Source organism: Bradyrhizobium sp. 155 (assembly GCF_023101105.1).
GTDB lineage: Bacteria > Pseudomonadota > Alphaproteobacteria > Rhizobiales > Xanthobacteraceae > Bradyrhizobium > Bradyrhizobium canariense_D.
In genome coordinates this window covers 2182537-2202911 of sequence record NZ_CP064704.1, presented here as the reverse complement: position 1 = coordinate 2202911, position 20375 = coordinate 2182537, and the positions used below count along the sequence as shown (strand labels likewise).

15 protein-coding genes are annotated in these 20375 nt (G+C 65.3%); 8 read left to right on the top strand and 7 right to left on the bottom strand.

The window, feature by feature from the left end; genetic code table 11:
- Positions 1 to 4: 4 nt before the first annotated feature.
- Genes hutU through hutI form a run of 3 tightly spaced genes read right to left on the bottom strand, consistent with a single transcriptional unit; the run spans position 5 to position 4456 of the window.
- Complete coding sequence (gene hutU, locus IVA93_RS10630; RefSeq protein ID WP_026234001.1) at positions 5 to 1672, bottom strand: urocanate hydratase; 1668 nt, start codon at positions 1670 to 1672, stop codon at positions 5 to 7.
- 13 nt (positions 1673 to 1685) lie between these two features.
- Entirely contained in the window at positions 1686 to 3242 is a 1557-nt protein-coding gene (gene hutH / locus IVA93_RS10625) for a histidine ammonia-lyase (protein WP_018460325.1), read from the bottom strand.
- Positions 3242 to 4456, bottom strand: a complete 1215-nt coding sequence (gene hutI / locus IVA93_RS10620) for an imidazolonepropionase (protein WP_018460326.1) — start codon at positions 4454 to 4456, stop codon at positions 3242 to 3244. Before hutI ends, hutH begins: the two co-directional genes overlap by 1 nt.
- An 84-nt stretch (positions 4457 to 4540) precedes the next feature.
- Here hutI and IVA93_RS10615 point away from each other — a divergent pair, with 84 nt between their 5' ends.
- The 7 genes from IVA93_RS10615 (at position 4541) to IVA93_RS10585 (ending at position 12529) form a co-directional block, all read left to right on the top strand.
- Entirely contained in the window at positions 4541 to 5899 is a 1359-nt protein-coding gene (locus IVA93_RS10615) for a formimidoylglutamate deiminase (RefSeq protein ID WP_018460327.1), read from the top strand.
- Positions 5896 to 6624, top strand: coding sequence for a histidine utilization transcriptional repressor HutC (hutC, locus tag IVA93_RS10610; protein ID WP_018460328.1), 729 nt, complete (start codon positions 5896 to 5898; stop codon positions 6622 to 6624). The genes IVA93_RS10615 and hutC overlap by 4 nt, the downstream gene beginning before the upstream one ends.
- Positions 6625 to 6730: 106 nt before the next feature.
- Entirely contained in the window at positions 6731 to 7675 is a 945-nt protein-coding gene (locus IVA93_RS10605) for an ABC transporter substrate-binding protein (protein ID WP_026234003.1), read from the top strand.
- Positions 7676 to 7748: 73 nt separating this feature from the next.
- Complete coding sequence (locus IVA93_RS10600) at positions 7749 to 8522, top strand: ABC transporter permease (protein ID WP_007601313.1); 774 nt, start codon at positions 7749 to 7751, stop codon at positions 8520 to 8522.
- Positions 8519 to 9304 carry an ABC transporter ATP-binding protein gene (locus IVA93_RS10595; RefSeq protein WP_018460330.1) on the top strand — a complete coding sequence of 262 codons (786 nt, stop codon included), beginning with the start codon at positions 8519 to 8521 and terminating at the stop codon, positions 9302 to 9304. The genes IVA93_RS10600 and IVA93_RS10595 overlap by 4 nt, the downstream gene beginning before the upstream one ends.
- Positions 9297 to 10529, top strand: a complete 1233-nt coding sequence (locus IVA93_RS10590; protein ID WP_018460331.1) for a Zn-dependent hydrolase — start codon at positions 9297 to 9299, stop codon at positions 10527 to 10529. Before IVA93_RS10595 ends, IVA93_RS10590 begins: the two co-directional genes overlap by 8 nt.
- An 860-nt stretch (positions 10530 to 11389) precedes the next feature.
- On the top strand, positions 11390 to 12529 hold the full coding sequence (locus tag IVA93_RS10585; RefSeq protein ID WP_026234004.1) for an MFS transporter: 1140 nt from the start codon (positions 11390 to 11392) through the stop codon (positions 12527 to 12529).
- A 6-nt stretch (positions 12530 to 12535) separates the two neighbouring features.
- Here IVA93_RS10585 and IVA93_RS10580 read toward each other — a convergent pair whose 3' ends face one another.
- Positions 12536 to 13525 (bottom strand): Bug family tripartite tricarboxylate transporter substrate binding protein, encoded by a 990-nt coding sequence (locus IVA93_RS10580; RefSeq protein ID WP_018460333.1) that lies wholly within the window; start codon positions 13523 to 13525, stop codon positions 12536 to 12538.
- Between the two features lie 287 nt (positions 13526 to 13812).
- On the opposite strand from IVA93_RS10580, the gene IVA93_RS10575 reads away from it, so the two are divergent.
- The gene (locus tag IVA93_RS10575) at positions 13813 to 16653 is read left to right on the top strand and encodes an ATP-binding protein (protein ID WP_247453670.1); all 2841 of its coding nucleotides are present in this window, start codon (positions 13813 to 13815) and stop codon (positions 16651 to 16653) included.
- 23 nt (positions 16654 to 16676) lie between these two features.
- Here the strand turns inward: IVA93_RS10575 and IVA93_RS10570 are convergent, their stop codons facing one another.
- The 3 genes from IVA93_RS10570 to IVA93_RS10560 all read right to left on the bottom strand — a co-directional run bounded on the left by IVA93_RS10570 (position 16677) and on the right by IVA93_RS10560 (position 20347).
- Entirely contained in the window at positions 16677 to 17615 is a 939-nt protein-coding gene (locus tag IVA93_RS10570; RefSeq protein WP_026234005.1) for an aldo/keto reductase, read from the bottom strand.
- Between the two features lie 93 nt (positions 17616 to 17708).
- Positions 17709 to 19205 carry an MDR family MFS transporter gene (locus IVA93_RS10565; protein ID WP_026234006.1) on the bottom strand — a complete coding sequence of 499 codons (1497 nt, stop codon included), beginning with the start codon at positions 19203 to 19205 and terminating at the stop codon, positions 17709 to 17711.
- A complete protein-coding gene (locus IVA93_RS10560; protein ID WP_018460337.1) occupies positions 19202 to 20347 on the bottom strand; it encodes an HlyD family secretion protein in 1146 nt (381 codons plus the stop codon). Before IVA93_RS10560 ends, IVA93_RS10565 begins: the two co-directional genes overlap by 4 nt.
- Positions 20348 to 20375 lie beyond the last annotated feature (28 nt).

The window sequence follows — 20375 nt, the reverse complement described above, 5'->3', positions numbered from 1 at the left end:
GCGCCTAGCGCAGGCTCGGCAGGTCGAGCCCTTTGTCGCGGGCGCAGTCGATCGCGGTGTCGTAGCCCGCGTCGGCGTGGCGCATGACGCCGCTGGCAGGGTCGTTCCAGAGCACGCGCGCGATCCGCTTCGCCGCTTCCGGCGTACCGTCGGCGACGATCACCATGCCGGCATGCTGGGAATAGCCGATGCCGACGCCGCCACCGTGATGCAGCGACACCCAGGTCGCGCCGCTGGCGCAATTGAGCAGGGCGTTGAGCAAGGGCCAGTCGGACACAGCGTCCGACCCGTCCTTCATCGCTTCGGTTTCGCGGTTGGGGCTCGCCACTGAACCGCTGTCGAGATGATCGCGGCCAATCACGATGGGTGCCTTCAATTCGCCGCGCGCCACCATCTCATTGAAGGCAAGGCCCAGGCGATCGCGATCGCCGAGCCCGACCCAGCAGATCCGCGCCGGCAGGCCCTGGAACTTGATGCGCTCCCTGGCCATGTCGAGCCAATTGTGCAGATGCTTGTCGTCAGGCATCAGCTCCTTGACCTTGGCGTCGGTCTTGAAGATGTCCTCGGGATCGCCCGACAGCGCGGCCCAGCGGAACGGCCCGACGCCGCGGCAGAACAAGGGACGGATATAGGCGGGAACGAAGCCGGGAAAATCGAAGGCATTCTTCAGGCCCATGTCCTGCGCCATCTGGCGAATATTGTTGCCATAGTCGAGGGTCGGAATGCCCAGTGCATGGAAATCCAGCATGGCCTGGACGTGCTCAACCATCGAGGTCTTCGAGGCGCGCTCCACGGCCTTGGGGTCGGCAGCGCGCTTGGCTTCCCACTCGGCGAGCGTCCAGCCCTTCGGCAAATAGCCGTTGATCGGATCGTGCGCGCTGGTCTGATCGGTGACGATGTCGGGCCTGACGCCACGGCGGACCAGCTCGGGAAAAATCTCCGCGGCATTGCCGAGCAGGCCGACCGAGACCGCCTTCTTCGTCTTCGCTGCGTCGGCCATGATCGCAAGCGCCTCGTCCAGCGTTGCGGCCTGGCGATCGAGATACCCGGTGCGCAGACGCATCTCGATGCGGCTCGGCTGGCATTCGACCGCCAGCATCGAGGCCCCGGCCATGGTCGCAGCCAGCGGCTGCGCGCCGCCCATGCCGCCGAGACCGGCCGTCAGAATCCATTTGCCGGCGAGGCTGCCGCCATAGTGGCGGCGGCCAACTTCAACGAAGGTTTCGTAGGTGCCCTGCACGATGCCCTGGCTGCCGATATAGATCCAGGAACCCGCCGTCATCTGGCCGTACATCATCAGGCCCTTGCGATCGAGCTCGTTGAAATGATCGAGCGTCGCCCAGTGCGGCACGATGTTGGAATTCGCGATCAGGACGCGCGGCGCGTCGGCATGAGTGCGGAACACGCCAACCGGCTTGCCGGACTGGACCAGCAGCGTCTGGTCGTCCTCGAGCTCGCGCAGCGAAGCAACGATCCGGTCAAAGCTCTCCCAGTCGCGCGCGGCGCGGCCGATGCCGCCATAGACGACGAGCTCGCTCGGACGTTCTGCAACGTCGGGATCGAGATTGTTCATGAGCATGCGCAAGGGAGCTTCGGTCAACCAGCTCTTGGCGCTGATTTCGCTGCCGCGGGGCGCGCGGATGGTGCGGTCGTTGTCCAGTCGGCGGTTCATGCGGAACACCTCGTCAGGCAAGTGTCGGAAACGGGTCAGTTGACAGTACGGCGAGCGCCGCAGCCGGCAGCGCGTCGGCTTCGACCAGCGCTGCAGCCCTGGCGAGATCGCCGGCCATGTAGCGGTCGGCGCCGAGCTGCGGCACCTGCTCGCGCAGTGCGGCGATGACGGCGGCGAGCGGCGCGCTGGTCGCATGCGGCGCGCGCAGCGTGATGCCTTGGGCGGCGACCAGCAGCTCAATGCCCAGGATGGTGGCGAGATTGTCCGCCATGTCAGACAGGCGCCGTGCAGCATGCGCGGCCATCGAGACATGGTCTTCCTGGTTGGCGCTGGTCGGCGTCGAATCGATCGAGCACACGGCCGCGCGCTGCTTGTTCTCGGCATAGAGTGCGGCCGCCGTCACCTCGGCGATCATGAAGCCGGAATTGATACCGGGATCGGGAGTGAGGAACGGCGGCAGGCCGAAATTGAGCGCGGGATCGACCAGCGTCGCGATGCGCCGCTCGCTGATCGCACCGATTTCCGACAGCGCCAGCGCGATGGTATCCGCGGCAAAAGCCACCGGTTCGGCATGGAAGTTGCCGCCGGAGACGATCTCGCCGGTCTCGACCAGGACAAGCGGATTATCGGTGACGGCATTGGCCTCGATAATCAGCGTCCGCGCCGCCTGCAGGATCAGGTCGAGCGCCGCGCCTGCGACCTGCGGCTGGCAGCGCAGGCAATAGGGGTCCTGCACGCGCTCGTCGCCTTCGAGATGCGACAGGCGGATGTCGCTGCCGTCGAGCAGCGCCATCAAGGTTGCCGCGGCCGCGATCTGTCCCGAATGGCCGCGCAGCGCCTGGATTTCGGGGCGGAACGGCGCCGTCGAAGCCATCGCGGCATCGACCGACAGCGCGCCGGTGACGAGCGCGGCGCGGGCCAGGCGAAATGCGCGCAGCACGCCGGAGACGGCGTAGGCAGTGGAGAATTGCGTGCCGTTGATCAGCGCGAGCCCTTCCTTGGGACTGAGCGTCAGTGGCGGTAGGCCGGCTGCGGCGAGCGCGTCGCTGCCTGATACGCTCTTGCCGTCGACGAACGCCTGTCCTTCGCCGATCATCACAGCGGTCATATGCGCGAGCGGCGCGAGATCGCCAGAAGCACCGACCGAACCCTGCTGCGGCACCAGCGGTGAGACGCGCCGCGCCAGCATGGCCTGCAGCTGCTCGATCACCTCGCGGCGCACGCCGGAAGCACCGCGCCCGAGCGAGATGATCTTCAGCGCCATCATCAGCCGGACAATCGGCTCGGGCGTCGCCGCACCGACGCCGCAGCAATGCGAGACGATGAGATTGCGCTGGAGCAGCGCGGTCTGGTCAGGTGGAATCCGCTTCGACGCCAGCTTCCCGAAGCCGGTGTTGATCCCGTACACGGGGACGTCGGCTCGCGCAGCCCTTGCAACGATCCCCGCGGCCGCGTCGACGCGCGGCCAGAACGAGGGATCGAGAACGACAGATGCGCCTTCGAGCACGCGCGCGAGATCGTCGAGGCTAACCGTTCCCGGCTTGACGACGATCGCTGTGCTCTCCTCCATCACTGTCCCCTCCACACCCGGCGGTGAAGCGGATTGAAGCCGATACGGTACACCAGCTCGGCGGGGCGATCGATGTCCCAGATCGCAAGGTCGCACCATTTGCCGGCCTCTAACGTGCCGGTATCATTGAGCACGCCGAGCGCTCGCGCGCCTTCGCGGGTGACACCCACAAGGCACTCGGCCACATTCATCCGGAACAGCGTCGCGCCCATGTTCATGGCGAGCAGCAGCGAGGTCAGCGGCGAGCTGCCCGGATTGCAGTCGGTCGCGAGCGCCATGGCAACGCCGTGCTTGCGGAACGCCTCGACCGGCGGTTTTTGCGTCTCGCGGATGAAGTAGAAGGCGCCGGGCAGAAGCACGGCCACCGTTCCGGCCTTCGCTATCGCCGCTGCACCGGCTTCGTCGGTGTGCTCGAGGTGATCGGCCGAGAGCGCCGAGAATTTTGCGGCGAGCGCAGCCCCGCCGAGGTTCGAGAGCTGGTCAGCATGCAGCTTAACCGGAAGTCCGAGCCGCCTCGCCGTCTCGAACACCCGCCCCGTCTGCTCGCCGGAAAATGCGATCCCCTCCATGAAGGCATCGACGGCATCGGCGAGGCCCGCCTTCGCGACCGCCGGCAACATCTCCCTGCAGACGAGATCGATGTAGCGATCCTTGTCGCCATCGGCCTCTGGCGGCAGCGCATGCGCGCCGAGAAACGACGTGCGGATCGCGACCGGCCGCTGACGGCCCAGGCTTCGCGCGGCGGCCAGCTGCCGCATCTCGGTCTCGGTGTCCAAGCCGTAGCCGGACTTGATCTCGACCGTGGTGGCACCCTCGGCAATCAGCGCATCGAGCCGCGGCAGCGCGTGTGCTACGAGCTCGGCCTCGCTTGCCTTGCGCGTCGCGGCCACTGTCGAGACGATACCGCCGCCGGCGCGCGCGATCTCTTCGTAGCTCGCGCCCTTCAGGCGCAGCTCGAACTCATGGGCGCGGTTACCGCCATAGACCAGATGGGTGTGACAGTCGACGAGACCGGGCGTGATCCAGCGCCCTCCGCAATCGATCCGGTCGGCTGCATCGGCGCTCGCCGGAAAATCGGTCTGCGAACCCGCATAAGCGATACGGCCGCCGCGCGCGGCGATCACGCCGTGCTCGATCTCACCGAGATCGGGACCATCGGCCCGCATCGTGGCGAGCCGGGCGTTATGCCAGATCCGGTCGAAGCGTTCTGCCATGCAACTGTCCCTTCGCGTGGGATGCTTGACTTATATGTCTAGACATATAATCGTGTCGCGGTTCTGTCCAGCCGGCATGGAAACATGACACGACTGCATTTCGCCTCCGCGCTCCTGCCCTCGGGCTGGGCCAATGACGTGCAGGTGGTGATCACCGCCGGCGCGATCGCCGAGGTGACGCCGGGCATGGCGCCGGTCTCCGGCGATGAACGCCACGACATCGCGTTTCCGGGACTTGCGAGCCTGCACAGCCACGCTTTCCAGCGCGGCATGGCGGGTCTCGCGGAACTGCGCGGCGATAGCACCGACACCTTCTGGACCTGGCGCGAGACGATGTACCGCTTCGCGCTGGCGATGACGCCTGACGACGTCGCAGCGGTCGCGACACTGCTTTATGTCGAGATGTTGGAGCAGGGTTTTACCCGCGTCGGCGAATTCCATTATCTGCATCATGATCGCGACGGCTCGCCCTACGCCGACATCGGCGAAATGGCCGCACGCATCGCGCAGGCCGCCGAAGCTTCGGGTATTGCGCTGACGCTGCTGCCGAGTTTTTATGCGCATGGCTCATTTGGGGGCGCAGCACCGCATGCCGGCCAGCGCCGCTTCATCTGTACGGTTGATCAATTTTCCGCACTGATGGCTGCCTCGCGCAAGGCGATTGAACGACTGCCGGGCGCGAATATCGGCATCGCGCCGCACAGTTTGCGCGCGGTGACGCCGGCCGAGCTTGCACCGATCATTCCACTCGCGGAGGGCGGCCCGGTGCACATTCATGCCGCCGAGCAGGTGAAGGAAGTCGAGGATTGCCTGGCGTGGTCCGGACGACGTCCGGTGCAATGGTTGCTGGAGCACGCACCCGTCGATCAACGCTGGTGCCTCATTCACGCCACCCACACCACGGACGAGGAAGTCCGCGCCTTCGCTAGGACCGGTGCGGTCGCCGGCCTCTGCCCCATCACCGAGGCAAGCCTTGGTGATGGCATTTTCCCGGCGCGCGAATTCGTCGGTGCCGGCGGTGCCTTTGGCGTCGGCACGGATTCCAATGTGCTGGTCGGCGTCGCCGACGAGCTGCGTCAGCTCGAATATGGCCAACGGCTCAAGCACCGTGAACGCAACGTGCTCTCTGCCGGCGCAGGCCGCTCGACGGGACGCGCCCTGTTCGATCATGCGCTTGCAGGCGGTGCGCGGGCACTAGCCCAGATGTCAGTCGGTCTGACGCCAGGTGCACGCGCCGACATCGTCACGCTCGACATCACGCATCCCTCGCTGGCGGGGCGCGCGCGCGATGCCGCCATCGACGGCTGGATCTTCGCTGGGGGCAACGGCGCGATCGATTGCGTCTGGGCCGGCGGCGACAAGGTCGTCGAAGGCGGGCGGCACAGACTGCGCCAGGCCGCGCGCGAACACTTCAACGCATCGGTGCGGAGGCTCGTCGCATGAGCCTCGCCACAGATGCCGGCGACAAGCCGACGCTCTACAAGCGGATCCGCGCCGATATCGAGAAGCGCATTCTGACCGGCGAGTGGCCGCCCGGGCATCGCATCCCGTTCGAGCACGAACTGGTGGCGCGTTACGGCTGCTCGCGCATGACCGTGAACAAGGCGCTGTCGGAGCTCGCGCAAGCCGACCTGATCGAGCGGCGGCGACGTGCCGGCTCCTTCGTGCGACGCCCGCAACATCAATCCGCCGTGCTCAAGATCGCCGACATGCGCGCCGAGATCACCGCGCTCGGGCGCGCTTACGGCTACGAGCTGATCGGCCGCAAGCTCCGCGCCGCAACGGCTGCCGACCGCGACCGCCTCGGCGTCAAGAAGGCCGGCAAGGTCGTCGCGATCACCTGCCGCCACAGCGCCGACAACGTGCCGTTCGCCGTCGAGGACCGGCTGATCGATCTCGCGTCGGTGCCGGATGCGGCGGCCGCGGATTTTTCGCGTGAGCCGCCCGGCTCGTGGCTGCTTCACCATGTGCCATGGACAGAGGCCGAGCATACGATCAGCGCTATCGTTGCGGACGATCGCACGGCCGAAGCGCTCGACATCGCCGTCGGCGCGCCCTGCCTCGTGATCGACCGCTATACCTGGCGCAGCGCGCGCACGATCACCGCCGTGCGGCTGCTCTATCCCGGTGACTCTCACCGCCTTGTCGCCCGATTCAAGGGAGGCTGAGAGGACGATGTCGGCACAAATCGTGCAAAGCTTCGGGCAACGGTCCGCGAGGACCGACCAAGATCAACAGGACGTCAATCCATCGATCGGCAAGAGGACGACAATCATGCGTAGTTCGAAAGTATTTGCGGCAGTCATTGCACTTGCGGTCTCCACCCCCGTGCTCGCCGACGACGTCAAGGTCGGCGTCGGCATTTCCGGATGGACCGGGTTCGCGCCGCTGACGCTGGCGAAGGAAGCCGGCATTTTCAAGAAGAACGGCCTCGACGTCACCATCAAGAAGATTCCGCAGAAGGATCGCCATCTCGCGATCGCGTCCGGCGACGTCCAGTGCGCGGCGACCACCGTGGAGACCTGGATCTCCTGGAACGCCAACGGCGTCGCGACCAAGCAGATCTTCCAGCTCGACAAGAGCTACGGCGCCGACGGCATGGCCGTGCGCAACGAGCTTGCCGCGATCAAGGATCTGAAGGGCAAGACGGTTGCTGCTTCCGCGCCCGGTACCTCGCCCTATTTCGCGCTGGCCTGGATGCTCAAGAAGAACGGCTTGTCGGTGAAGGACGTCACTGTCGTGAACCTCGAGCCGGCGGCGGCGGCACAGGCCTTTGTCTCCGGCCAGAACGATGCCGCGATGACCTATGAGCCGTATCTGTCGACGGTTCGTGCCGCCCCCGACAAGGGCAAGATCATCGCGACCACGCTCGACTATCCGATGGTCATGGACACGTTCGGCTGCACGCCGAAATTCCTCACCGAGAACCCGAAGGCCGCCAAGGCGCTCGCCGACAGCTATTTCGAGGCCCTCGACATGATCGCCAAGGACCAGGCCAAGGCCTACGAGATCATGGGTGCCGACGTGAAGCAGAGCGGCGAGGCGTTCGGCAACTCGGCAAAATATCTGCGCTGGCAGGACAAGGCCGCGAACCAGAAATTCTTCGCCGGCGATTTCCTGACCTTCAACAAGGAGGCCGCCGACCTCCTGCTCGAGATCGGGATCATCAAGGCCGCGCCGAAGGTCGAGGATCTCTTCGACGCCAGCTATATCAAGTAAATCTCCCAGGAGCCGCCGGCCCAGTCTCGCCGCGGGGCCGGCAAACTTGTTCACCGCCCGGATAGACAGTTTGATGCGTCCCCTCGATCCCGTGACGTCAAGGCAGCGCGTGGCTTACGGCCTTGCGTTCTTCGTGGTGTTCGTAGCCCTCTGGTCCTGGGCGACCTTCGGCGGCCATGTGTCGAAGGTGTTCCTCGCCAACCCGCTGACCATGGTGCAGGAAGGCGTCGATCTGATCATCAAACAGGGCTTCCTGTTCGACATCGGCATGACGATCTGGCGCGTCGTCGGCGGCTTCGTGCTGGCCGCAATCATCGCGGTGCCGTTCGGCGTGCTGATGGGCGCGTACAAGCCGGTCGAGGCCTTCCTCGAACCGTTCGTTTCCTTTGCGCGCTATTTGCCGGCCTCCGCCTTCATTCCCCTCCTGATCCTGTGGGCAGGCATCGGCGAGCTGCAGAAGCTGCTCGTCATCTTCATCGGCTCGGTGTTCCAGATCATCCTGATGATCGCGGTGACCGTCGGCACCACGCGGCGCGACCTGGTCGAGGCGGCCTATACGCTGGGAGCCAGCGACCGCGGCATCATCCGCCGCGTGCTGTTGCCCTCTTCCGCGCCGGAGATCGCCGAGATCCTGCGGCTGGTGCTGGGCTGGGCCTGGACCTATGTCATCGTCGCCGAACTGATCGGCTCCTCCTCCGGCATCGGCCACATGATCACCGACAGCCAGGCGCTGCTCAACACCGGCCAGATCATCTTCGGCATCATCGTGATCGGGCTGATCGGCCTCGTCTCGGACTTCCTGTTCAAGGCGTTCAACGCGTGGCTGTTTCCCTGGAGGCTCGCATGACGATCCTCAAGATCGAACAGGTCTCGCGAACTTTTCCCGCGCGCCACGGCAACGCGCCAACGAGGGCGCTGGAGCCGACCGACCTTGTGATCGGCAACAACGACTTCGTCACCATCCTCGGCCCTTCCGGCTGCGGCAAGTCCACGCTGCTTCGCATCGTCGCCGGCCTCGATCGCCCGACCGGCGGACGTGTGGTGCTCGACGGACGCGAGGTGACTGGCCCGGGCGCCGACCGCGGCATGGTGTTCCAGTCCTACACGCTGTTTCCCTGGCTGACGGTGCGCGAGAACATCGCCTTCGGCCTTCGCGAGCGCGGCGTGCCCGAGGTGGAGCGAAACAAGGTCGCCGATGCCTTCATCCGCCAGGTCGGTTTGTCCGGCTTTGAGAACCATTGGCCAAAGCAGCTCTCCGGCGGCATGCAGCAGCGCACCGCGATCGCGCGCGCGCTCGCCAATGATCCCAAGATCCTGCTGCTCGACGAGCCCTTCGGCGCGCTCGACAACCAGACGAGAGCCCTGATGCAGGAAATGCTGCTCGGGATCTGGGAGCGCGACCAGAAGACCGTGCTGTTCGTGACCCACGACATCGAGGAAGCGATCTTCCTCGGCAGCCGCGTCATCGTCATGAGCGCGCGTCCCGGCCGCATCAAGGCCGAGATCAATGTGGACCTGCCGCATCCGCGCTCCTACAAGATCAAGACCACGCCCGAATTTGTGCAGTTGAAGGAACGGCTGGTCGAGGAGATCCGCACCGAGGCGTTGAAGGTTGCCGAGCATGCCTAACACCTTTTCACGCGCAAACGGCGAGCGCGTTCTCGCCGATCTCAATGCGCTCCGTGCCATTGGCGCGTACAAGACCGGCGTGCACAAGCCGACCTTCTCCGAGCCGCACAAGCTTTCGCTGGATTGGCTGGTGCAGAAGCTGCCCGACGCAGGCCTCTCCGCCGCGATCGACGGCATCGGCAATGTCTTTGGCACCAGCGCAAAGTCGGGACCCAAGCTGCTCGCGGGATCGCACCTCGAAAGCCAGAACTACGCCGGCTGGCTCGACGGCCCGCTCGGGGTCGTCTACGCGCTCGAAGCGGCCCGCGTGCTCAATGCCGATCCCTCGCTCGAAGGCGCGGTCGAGGTTGCCGCCTGGTGCGACGAGGAAGGACACTTTGGACACTTTCTCGGTTCGCGCTCCTATGTCGGCCAATTGACCGAGACCGACATCGATGCCGCACGCGACCGCACCAGCGGCCGCACCATGCGGGCCGCACTTGCCGACATGGGGCTCGCAGGACGACCACGCATCGCCGCCGAGCCGGGCCGGCACGTCGGATATCTGGAAGCCCATATCGAGCAGGGCGACACGCTCGAAAGCGGTCGCCTTGCGATCGGCGTCGTCACCTCCATCGTCGGCATCTGGCAATACCAGATCAATTTCGTCGGTGAACAGAATCACGCCGGCACGACCCGCATGGCTGCACGGAAGGATGCCGGGCTGGCGCTGGCAAAGTTCTGCGTCGCGATCGACAAGCGTTTCCCCGAGAGCTGCGGCCTGCGCACGGTCTGGACCACCGGCCGCATCACGCTCGATCCGGGCGCACCGAGCATCATTCCGGGTGCGGCCGAAATGCTGTTCCAGATCCGCGACGACGATCCTTCCGTCGTCGCACGGCTGGAAGAACTGCTGCGGAGCATGGCGGACGAGGTCAGCGCGAACGGCCCCTGCACCGTCACCGTGGACAAACTGCGCACCGGTGCGCCGGCCATGATGAACGCGGGCATCCAGGACGCGATCGAAGCCGCGAGCAAGGCCCTGGCCGGCGGACGGTCCATCCGCATGCCCAGCGGCGCCGGCCACGACGCGCAGATGCTGGCGACAATCATGCCCGCGGGCATGCTGTTCGTACCGTCGATCGGCGGCATCAGTCATCACTGGACCGAGAACACCGCCGACGTCGACATCGTCACCGGCGCCCAGGTGTTTGTCGACGCTTGCCAGCGGATACTCGGCGGCTAGAACGATTACAGACACAGCTTCGCATCCTCGCGGCGTGTTTCGCCCGAGCTTTGCTTCGTCGCTTCACCCTCTTGTCCAAGAGGGCGCAGGGAAGGCCGGGTGCCGGCTGGCACCCGCGGTCCGCTGCGCGAAAAGCACACGCAGAAAAACCGCACAGCAGCATACAGGTGTAGCCAATCACTCGGCCTTCCCTGCGCGATGGTTGGACGGCTTATGCCGTGCTCTCCCGGGAGCCGAGTTCTCTTTGGCCTCCCTCGCCCCAACGAAAGTCACCGGCACCGCGCCGGTTGACGCAGATGCCGCATTCGCCAGAGCTTGACCGTAGCAACGACGGCCAGGACCACACGGTTTTGCCGTACGCACGGCCCGCCATTTCGCCGCAGTATTCCCAGCCCTGTCGACCGAGCCGGAAACTTACAGACGAGACGAAGCCTAGCAGCGCCGCTCGTCGGAACGAAGCCTTGGGCTCACGGAGAGCAATCCGCCCTGCCCACACCTCTCGCACCCGAACGCTGCCGCGTCCACCGCAAGCCCGGCTCGCGAACATGACGACCACAAGATCGCCCCTCAAGGATGAGCCGGGATGGCCAACACATACGCCGTTTCCGAATTTCGGTAAAGCGGAATATTTTCATCAGTGCGGCTTGACACCGGTGCGGGTCGGGCTGTCAAGGTGTTTCGCCCGACGGCGCAGCCCACCGGCGCGCCGAGATGCCGGTGACGAGCCAAAAGGCCTGGTGTCCGCTTGCGGCCGCCCGGGGGCCGCCTGCGACAATCCGAGTCCGCCGCGGACATAAAGACGCGACAATTGCGGGGCTTGTCGATTGCCCCTGCCCTGATTCCCCCTTCCCGGAGTTCCCATGTCTTCTGCCGACAGGCCAGCGACACGCCTTGCGACCAGACTTGCCTTCCTCGTCGCGGGTTTCGGCATGGCGTGTTGGGCACCACTGGTGCCGTTCGCGAAGGCGCGGCTCGCCGTCGACGACGGCATCCTCGGACTGCTCCTGCTCAGCCTCGGCATCGGCTCGGTCGTCGCGATGCTTCTGACCGGCGTGCTGAGTGCGCGCTATGGCAGCAAGCCGATCATCATGGCGGGCGGGATCGGTCTTGCCCTGGTCCTGCCTCTGCTGACAATCGCGAACTCGCCCGCGATGCTGGCGCTGGCACTCCTCGCATTCGGCGCCGCGCTCGGCTCCATCGATGTCGCCATGAACATCCACGCGGTTGAGGTGGAGCGCGCCGCGGGACGTCCGCTGATGTCCGGCTTCCACGCGCTGTTCAGTATCGGCGGCTTCGCCGGGGCCGCGCTCATGACCGCACTGCTCTCGCTGCAACTCGGCGCGCTCGCTTGCACGCTGATCTGCTCCGTCCTGATGCTGATCGCGATGCTTGGGGCCTGGCCGCGGCTGCTTCGCTCCGTGCAGGTGCAGGAAGGACCGCTGTTCGTGCTGCCGCATGGCGCCGTGCTCCTGCTCGCGCTGCTTTGCGCCATCACCTTCCTCGTCGAAGGCGCGATGCTCGATTGGGGCGCGTTGCTCGTCATCGGCGCGGGTCTCGTTTCCGAAGCGCAAGGCGGGATCGGCTACATCGTGTTCTCGGTCGCGATGACGATTGGGCGGCTCGGCGGCGACGCCGTCGTCGCGCGCATCGGAGACCGCACGACATTGTTCTGGGGCAGCCTGATTGCGATCGCGGGTTTCGTGGTCCTGCTCACCGCTCCCGTCGTGGCGGTCGCCATAGGCGGCTTCCTACTCATCGGCCTCGGCGCATCCAACCTCGTGCCGGTGCTGTTCCGCCGAGCGGCGAGGCAGAAGGTGATGCCAACGGGCCTCGCCGTCGCGGCGATCACGACCGCCGGCTACGCCGGCGTTCTCGTGGGCCCCGCCGGTGTCGGCTTCATCGCACGTCTTGGCGGATTGCCGGTGGCGTTCTGGCTCCTGACCGCGCTGATGGGCCTCGTCACGCTGACGGCGCGCATTGTCACGCGCGCCGATGCCTGAGCGGCTTCACAAATTGATCAGCCCGATCGATTTGATCAGGGGCGCGAGGCTTGCGGATGTGGCCTCGACGATGCGCTGGAATTTGTCCGGGCTTGAATCGTTGTCCGGCTCCATGCCCTGGGCGCGATAGCTCGCCAGAAGCGCCCTATCGGCCATGGCGAGCCGCGTCGCCTGCGCGATCCGGTCGATGATCGCATCGTCGGTGTCCTTGGGTGCGAACAGACCGAACCATCCCTCATACCGGATGCCGGGCATGCCGGATTCGACGGCGGTCGGGATCTCCGGCGCGCCGCTCAGCCGCGTTTCGGTGGTGACCGCAAGCAGCCTGACTCTTCCCGCTTGGGCCAGCTGCTGCAATTGAACGGACATGACGGCAATGACGAGCGATATCTGGCCGCTGACGAGGTCGTTGGTCGCCTGCGCGATGCCGCGATAGGGCACGTGGACGATGTCCAGCGCGCCGGCCTGCTGCTTGAAGGATTCGCCGACCAGATGGTTTCCGGTGGCGATCCCCGGCGTGCCATAGGACAGCTTTCCTGGATTGGCTTTCGCATAGGTGATCAACTCGCGCAGGTTTGCGGCAGGCACCGAAGGATTGACGGCGAAAACCAGCGCGCTGTTGATCAGCCGGTAGATGGCGCGGAAATCGCCAACGGAATATCCGGGATTTGCCGCCGTCATGGGAATGATGACCTGCGTGCTGCCGTTGCCGAGCAGCAGCGAATAGCCGTCGGGCTCCTCGCGCGCGACCGCCGCGGTCCCGATGGCGCCGCCCGCGCCGCCGATATATTCGACGAAGGTCGGCCCGAGCAGCGACGGCATCCTGTCCACCCAGGGGCGCGCGATCTGGTCACCCGATCCGCCGGCTCCGTAGGGAATCACCAGGCGAATGGGACGAGACGGATAGTCGGCGGCTTGTCCGCTGCGGGGAAGCGCGGCGAGCGCCGCTGCGCCCGACAACGCGTGCACCAATTGTCGCCGCGTGAAAGAGGCCATGCTGGAAATTCCGGAAGTCGGCAGTCAATGTGGTGGCGGGACCGGCTCCCGGACCATGCCATCGCAGCAATCCGGCATCACAGTCAATGCTCCATCCGGCCGTGCCCCGGCGTCATCGCATTGTCATGTCGGCCTAACTCTTTATTTCACAAGCATTATTTCGGCGAGCCATCCGTCCGCGCAGGGCTGTCAGCCCTGCCCACTGCTTTCGACCGGTTTACTGTACGCCTCGTTCTGTTAGATCAGAAAGTAATACCTTTTGACTCCCTTCGAGGGGGCGATGGCGCGTGCCAGATCGTAGCGAAGATTCGGCCATTTCCTTTGGGCCATTTCGACTGTTTCCGAAGTCCCGGCTCCTGGAGAAGGAGGGCTCGCCGCTTCATGTCGGCGGCCGCGCGCTCGACATTCTCATCTTCCTTGCCGGACGCCCCGGAGAAGTGGTCGACAAGAGAGAGCTGGTCAAGCGCATCTGGGCCGGCGTCAATGTCGACGAGGGTAGCCTGCGCTTCCATGTCGCAGCGCTACGCAAGGCGCTCGGCGACACCGGCAAGTCGGCGCGTTACGTCGTCAACGTGCCCGGCCGCGGCTATTGCTTTGTCGCCTCGTTCGCTCAAGCAGCTCCTCCGGCCGCCCCGCTCCCGGCCGAAAGCGCCCCTCCCCGCTCCTTGCCCGCTCAGCTCACCAGGATGGTCGGCCGGGAAGGTGTCATCGAGAAGATCTTGAACGGACTTTCGCTCTATCGCTTCATGACCGTCGTCGGCCCGGGCGGCATCGGCAAGACCTCGGTCGCCGTCACCGTCGGGCATCGCCGCTCCCAGGATTTCGGCGGGCGAGTCTTCTTTGTCGATTTCGGTCCGCTGAGGGATGCCAGTCACATCGCGACCACCATTGCTTCGGCGCTCGGACTGACCATCAGCGCGGAGGATCCGACGCCGGCCCTGCTGACGTTTCTGAAGACCGACCCGGCCCTGCTGATCTTCGACGGTTGCGAACATGTGCTGGATCATTTGGCGCCGCTGGTCGAGCGCATCGTTCGCGAAGCACCGCAGCTTCGTGTTCTCGCAACCAGCCGCGAGTCGTTCCGGAGCGAAGGCGAGCGAATTTTCCGGCTGTTCCCGCTGGACTGTCCGCCCGAGCGCGAAGGGCTTGCTGTCGACGAGGTCCTTGCCTACCCTGCGGCTCAGCTCTTTGTGGAGCGCATTGCGCAGAGCTCGGGCCCGTTCCAGCTCAGCGCGGAAGAGGCCCCCCTCGTCGCGAGCATCTGCCGGCGCCTCGACGGCATCGCGCTGGCAATCGAGCTCGCGGCGGGCCGCGTCAATGCTTACGGCATCGCCGGCACGGCATCCCTGCTCGACAGCCGCTTTTCGCTGCAATGGCGCGGCCGACGCACCGCCGTGCCGCGGCACCAGACACTCGCTGCGGCGCTCGACTGGAGCTACGACCTTCTGCCTGCCGCGGAGAGCGCAACGCTGCGACGCCTGTCGGTCTTCGCCGGGCCTTTCGCGCCGGAGGCGGCTGCGGCGGTCGCGTCGGGTGACGGCCTCAACGCCTCCGAGACCCTCGAAGCAATCGACAGCCTGGTGACCAAGTCTCTGATTTCGCCGTCCGGCTCGCGGACGCTGCGCTATCGGCTGCTCGACACCACGCGCACCTATGCATACGGAAAACTCAACGAGCTCGGCGAAGCCGGGCAGTTCGCGCGGCGTCATGCCGAGCATTTTCGCGATTTATTCCAGCGCGCGGAGGCCGATATTTCGACGCCGCTGCCCGAATGGCTGAGCATGTATGGCGCGGAGCTGGACAATGTGCGCGCGGCGTTGGACTGGGCCTTCGGGCCCGACGGCGAGCCGAAACTCGGGATCGCGCTGACGTCGGCCGCAGTCACGCTGTGGGTGCGTCTTTCGCTGTTCGCGGAATGCCGTGAGCGCAGCAGAACGGCGCTCGCGGCGCTCGGAGACACCGCCGACGACGACCGCATCCGCATGCAGCTGCTGTCGGCGCTCGGATGGTCGCTGATGTATGGCGAGGGCCGCGCGCGCGAGGCGCGGCCGATCCTCGAGACGACCCTCGAGCTGGCTGACAGGCTCGACGACAAGGATTTCCGGCTGCGCGCGCTCTGGGGCTTGTGCATCGACCAGTTCAATAACGGACAGTTCGGCAAGGCCCGTGCGCTCGCCGATCGCTTTGCGAACGCAGCCGCGAACTCGCCCGACAGGACCGATGTCATGCTGGGCGACCGGCTGATGGCCGTCGCGCTGCATTATCTCGGGGATCAGAACGAGGCTCGGCTGCGCATCGACCGGGTCAATGCATCGTTGCATGTGTTGGCGGAGAAGCCGAAAATCTTCCCGCTCGATCTGAGAATATCGACGCAATATTTTCGAGCTCGCATCCTGTGGCTTCAGGGTCTGGCCGATCAGGCTCAGGCCCTCACCGCCAGAAACATCGAGGAAGGCCGCGCCAACGGCCACGCGCTGACATTCTGCAGCGTGCTCGGACAAGCCGCCTGCCCGATCGCCTTCTGGTCCGGCGATTTCGACGCCGCCGAGCGTCACGGCATCGAGCTGCTCGAACACACCGAGCGCCACGCCATCCGGCTGTGGGGCCTGTGGGCACGGGCCTTCAACGCCGCAGTCATGGTCAGGCGCGGCGACGTCACGACCGGCCTGCCGCTGCTGCGCGAGGAGCTCAATCGCGCCGGCGATGCGCGCTTCCTGCCGCGCTTTCTGCCCTTGCTCGGCGAGCTCGCCGCGTGTTCCGGAGAGGCCGACCAGGTCGATCGCGGGCTCGACGTGATCGAGGATGTCCTGACCCGCTGCAACGACCGGCAGGAGCTCTGGTATCTGCCGGAGCTGATCCGCATCAAGGGAGAGTTGATGCTCAGGAACGCCCGGCATTCAGAGGATGCCGAGGCGCGCTTTCGCGAGGCCATGGACATTGCCGTCCAGCAAGGCGCGCTTTTCTGGGAGCTGCGAAGCGCGGTCAGCCTGGCGCGGTACATGATCGGGGCCGGCCAGAGCGCGGAGGCCTTGGCAATTCTGCAACGCGCATGCGGGCCGTTCACCGAGGGCGCCGGCATTGCCGAGATCCGCAGCGCCCACGATCTGATCGAGCAGCTCCGGGCTTGACGAGTCGGCTGACCGGCGCCGATTCATCCGGCCCGCGGAATGAATCCGGGCACGCCGGTCTCGACGACCGTGTTGAACCTGATGTTTGTCGTAATCTGGTCCCTCATCTCTCGCATGGCGTCTTCGGGCAAGGCCGAAATATCGAAGTTTTCCTGGATGCGCCGGGAATTGGTCGAAGTCGTCAGGAAAGCGGTGCCGCGCTGGACCGCCCACGCCAGCGCAATTTGAGCCGGCGTCCTGTGCAAGCGCTCCGCGATGGCAGTGATCACCGGATCGGCTAGCACGTTCGGCTTCATGGCGTGTCCCAGCGCTGCAAACGCCTGCAAGACAATCCCGTGCTCTCGACAGAAGTCGAGCAGGTCCCATTCGGGAAGATACGGATGCGATTCGACTTGCACCATGGCGGGCCTGATCCGCGCGATCGAAACGATCTCGCGCAGCTTGTCCAGGGTGATGTCCGACAGACCGATCGACTTGCAGTGCCCCTCGTCGACGAGGCGCTCCAGCGCCCCCCATGTCTCCGCCAGCGTAACCCCTGAATCATAGATGACCCGACCGTGCTCATCCCTCGGGTCCTGCTCGTCGCCGGGTTGAAAGGCAAAGGGCGTATGGATGATGTAGCAATCGATCTCGTCGAGTTGCAGCCGCCGGCGACTGCCGTCGAAGGCAGGCCTGACCCGTTCCGGCCGATGATTGGTGTTCCATAGCTTCGTCGTAACGAACAGGTCCTTGCGCTGAAGCGTCCCCGCCTTGAATGCCTCCCGCAGCGCATCGCCGACCGCCTCTTCGTTGCGATAGCGCTCCGCGCAATCAAGATGTCGAAATCCGGCCTCCAATGCAGCCTTGGTGGCCCGCCTGGTCACGAGCGGATCCGGAATGAGCGTGCCAAATCCCACCGCGGGAATCGTCCCGGATTGATGAGTTAGAATTCTCGTATAACGAAGCGAATCCGACGTTGTCATGCTGATGCTCCTTTGTTTGCCCTCAGCTCCCTCAAAAGTAAGGGACGAGGTATTCGAAATTGACGATGCGATGTCATTCCACGACTCCAGGCGTTAACCGGTAGGCCGCGGCTTACGGAGAAAAAACACGAGCGGAATCATGACGAGCATGGCGAACATCAGGATCTCGAACTGGTCGATGACCGCGACGGTCGCCGCCTGACGCGTGACCATGCCGTTGAGGGCCGCAAGACCCGGCTTGCCGACCGAGCCCCCGACGTAAGCGGCGACACGATAGGGCGTGAGGTTCTTTGCGAGTGCGACATGCACAGCCTGCGTGTTGGCGTAGAAGAAGAGCTGGACGACCGCGATGCCAATGGTGCTGCCATAGAGGCGCGACAGGTTGATCAGCGCGCTGCCTTCCGGGCGGAGCTTCGGATCGAGCGTGCCGAACGCGGCCCTGGCGAGCGCGGGCAGCAACATGCCGAGACCCGCTCCCTGGAGCAGGCCGGCCTCGACGACCGGCCGCCAATCCATCGCCGGTGAATAGCCAAGCATCAGCCAGTTGGCATAGACCACCAGCGTCATTCCACCCACGAGGAACGGCCGGTAGTCGATCTGCGCCGGGACCAGGCTCGTCAGCACCAGCGCCCCCACCAGCGCGACGCCGCGAGGAACGGTCATGTATCCGGTGGTGTCGACGGGGTAGTTGAGCAATTCCTCCAGCATCGGGGACGTCAAGGCCAGGGTCGGCAGCAGCACGAAGCCAAGCGCGAAGGAGATGACCGTCGAGAGCACGAGATTGCGGTCCCTGAACAGCGCCGTGCGGAGAAAGTGCTCCTTTGTCGTCATGACGTGCACGATCAAGAGATAGAAGCCGAGCACGGAGGCGCCCGCCTCGATCCAGATTTCCGTCGAGGCGAACCATTCGAGGCGCTCCCCGCGGTCGAGCAACATCTGCAACCCGATCATGCCGACGGAGAACGTCGTCAGACCGAAGAAGTCGAAGGACCGGCTCCGCTCCGCCCGCTTCTCGCGGAGCAGCTGAGCCATCGTCAGGAAAATGAAGCCCGTCATCGGCAGGCTGAAATAGAAGATCGAGGGCCAGCCGTAATATTCGCTGAGCCAGCCGCCAATGGCCGGGCCACTGCTGATGCCGAGTAGGGAGCAGACGGTCCACGCCAGGCTCATGCGCGCATGTCGCACCGGCGATGTCGCCTCGAGCAGGATCGCCAGCGAGAGCGGTGCCAGCGGTCCGCTCGCCGCGCCCTGGAGGATTCGCGCCAGCACGAACTGAATCGACGTCGTCGCCAGCGCGTCGAGCGCGAGACCCAACACGAAGATCGTGACGGCGGCCTGATAGACCACCTTCCGACCGTAGCGTCCCGCCAGCCATTGCGTGATCGACATGGTCACGGCGCTCGCCGCGATATACGAGGAAAACACCCAACCGACCTCGTCATTGGCCATCGAGAGCGTCGCCTGAATATGGGGTAGCGCCGCGTTCGGTATCGAGATGTTGACGGCCTGCATGTAGGTCGCCATGAGGGCGGCCGCGGCGATCGCGTGATGACCGCCGGGCGCCGTGGACGATGGGAGGGGCGTACTCATTTGCCCTCCATCGCAAGCGCCGGTTGGAGCAGATGCGCCCAGCTGCGGCGATGGCCTGTATCGACCCGCGCCGTCACGCTGATGCCTGAGAACAGCGGCCGGTTTGGATCGAGATCGTCGAGTTCCAAGCGCACCGGCAATCGCTGGACGACCTTGACCCAGTTTCCCGTCGCATTCTCGGGCGGCAGGAGCGAGAAGTCCGAGCCGGTCCCCGGACTCATGCTGACGATGTGTGCCTTGAACTTGCGATCGGGATAGGCATCGACGTCGATCGTCGCCTCCTGGCCAGGGCGCATATGAGTGAGACCGGTCTCGCGAAAATTCGCCTCGACCCAGACGTGCCGGCTCGACAGCAACGAGAACGTCGGTGCCCCGGCATTGACGAAGCCACCAATCTGGAGATCGTCGACCTTGGTCACGATGCCGTCGTCCGGCGCCGTCACGGTGGCGTAGGAGAGATCCAGCCGCGCACGGTCGAATTGTGCCTTGGCTGCGCGGACTGCCGGATGGCGATCGACATCACCCTCAAGCTCGCCGTTGAGTGCGACGATCGTGGTGGCGATCTGCTGCTCGACCGACGCCACGCGCTGGCGAGCGACCTTGAGATCCGTCTCGGCCCGTTCATAGACCGCGCGTGGCGTGAAGTCGGAGGCAACCAGCATCCTCTTGCGGTCGAATTCGTGCTCGTCGAACGTAGCCGTCTCTTTGGCCGACTGCAGCTCCGCCTGCTGCTGACGGTGGGTCGCCTTGAGGGATTCGATCTGGAGCCGCGCACTGCCGAGGCGCGCCTCGGCCTGGTCGACGGCAATTTGATAAGGCTCCGGGTCGATGCGAAACAGCACCTGCCCCCGCCGGACGCGCTCGTTGTCACGCACGGCTATCTCGACCGCCTGGCCGGAAACGCGCGCGTTGATGGTCACCTTGGCGGCACGCACAAAGGCGTCGTCGGTCGAGACATATTGCTCCTGCGCCAGATAGATGAATGCGCCGACCACGGCCGCCGCCATCGGCAGCGCAAGCATCAGCGGCCGTCGCAGCGGCTTGCCGAGCCCTGCCCCAAACCATTGGGCGGCTGCGTCGCTCGGGCGGAAGCTGTTGCGAACGCCGAGCCCGCCGGCGATTGGCGCGAAATCGAAACGCATCGGAAGATCCTCGGGTTCAATCTATTTA

Coding starts and splice junctions, on each gene's coding strand:
- IVA93_RS10595 (WP_018460330.1), top strand. CDS start 8,519: ATGACGATCCTCAAGATCGAACAGGTCTCGCGAACTTTTCCCGCGCGC.
- IVA93_RS10590 (WP_018460331.1), top strand. CDS start 9,297: ATGCCTAACACCTTTTCACGCGCAAACGGCGAGCGCGTTCTCGCCGAT.
- hutH (WP_018460325.1), bottom strand. CDS start 3,242: ATGGAGGAGAGCACAGCGATCGTCGTCAAGCCGGGAACGGTTAGCCTC.
- IVA93_RS10585 (WP_026234004.1), top strand. CDS start 11,390: ATGTCTTCTGCCGACAGGCCAGCGACACGCCTTGCGACCAGACTTGCC.
- IVA93_RS10570 (WP_026234005.1), bottom strand. CDS start 17,615: ATGACAACGTCGGATTCGCTTCGTTATACGAGAATTCTAACTCATCAA.
- IVA93_RS10560 (WP_018460337.1), bottom strand. CDS start 20,347: ATGCGTTTCGATTTCGCGCCAATCGCCGGCGGGCTCGGCGTTCGCAAC.
- hutI (WP_018460326.1), bottom strand. CDS start 4,456: ATGGCAGAACGCTTCGACCGGATCTGGCATAACGCCCGGCTCGCCACG.
- IVA93_RS10605 (WP_026234003.1), top strand. CDS start 6,731: ATGCGTAGTTCGAAAGTATTTGCGGCAGTCATTGCACTTGCGGTCTCC.
- IVA93_RS10600 (WP_007601313.1), top strand. CDS start 7,749: ATGCGTCCCCTCGATCCCGTGACGTCAAGGCAGCGCGTGGCTTACGGC.
- IVA93_RS10565 (WP_026234006.1), bottom strand. CDS start 19,205: ATGAGTACGCCCCTCCCATCGTCCACGGCGCCCGGCGGTCATCACGCG.
- hutU (WP_026234001.1), bottom strand. CDS start 1,672: ATGAACCGCCGACTGGACAACGACCGCACCATCCGCGCGCCCCGCGGC.
- IVA93_RS10580 (WP_018460333.1), bottom strand. CDS start 13,525: ATGGCCTCTTTCACGCGGCGACAATTGGTGCACGCGTTGTCGGGCGCA.
- hutC (WP_018460328.1), top strand. CDS start 5,896: ATGAGCCTCGCCACAGATGCCGGCGACAAGCCGACGCTCTACAAGCGG.
- IVA93_RS10615 (WP_018460327.1), top strand. CDS start 4,541: ATGACACGACTGCATTTCGCCTCCGCGCTCCTGCCCTCGGGCTGGGCC.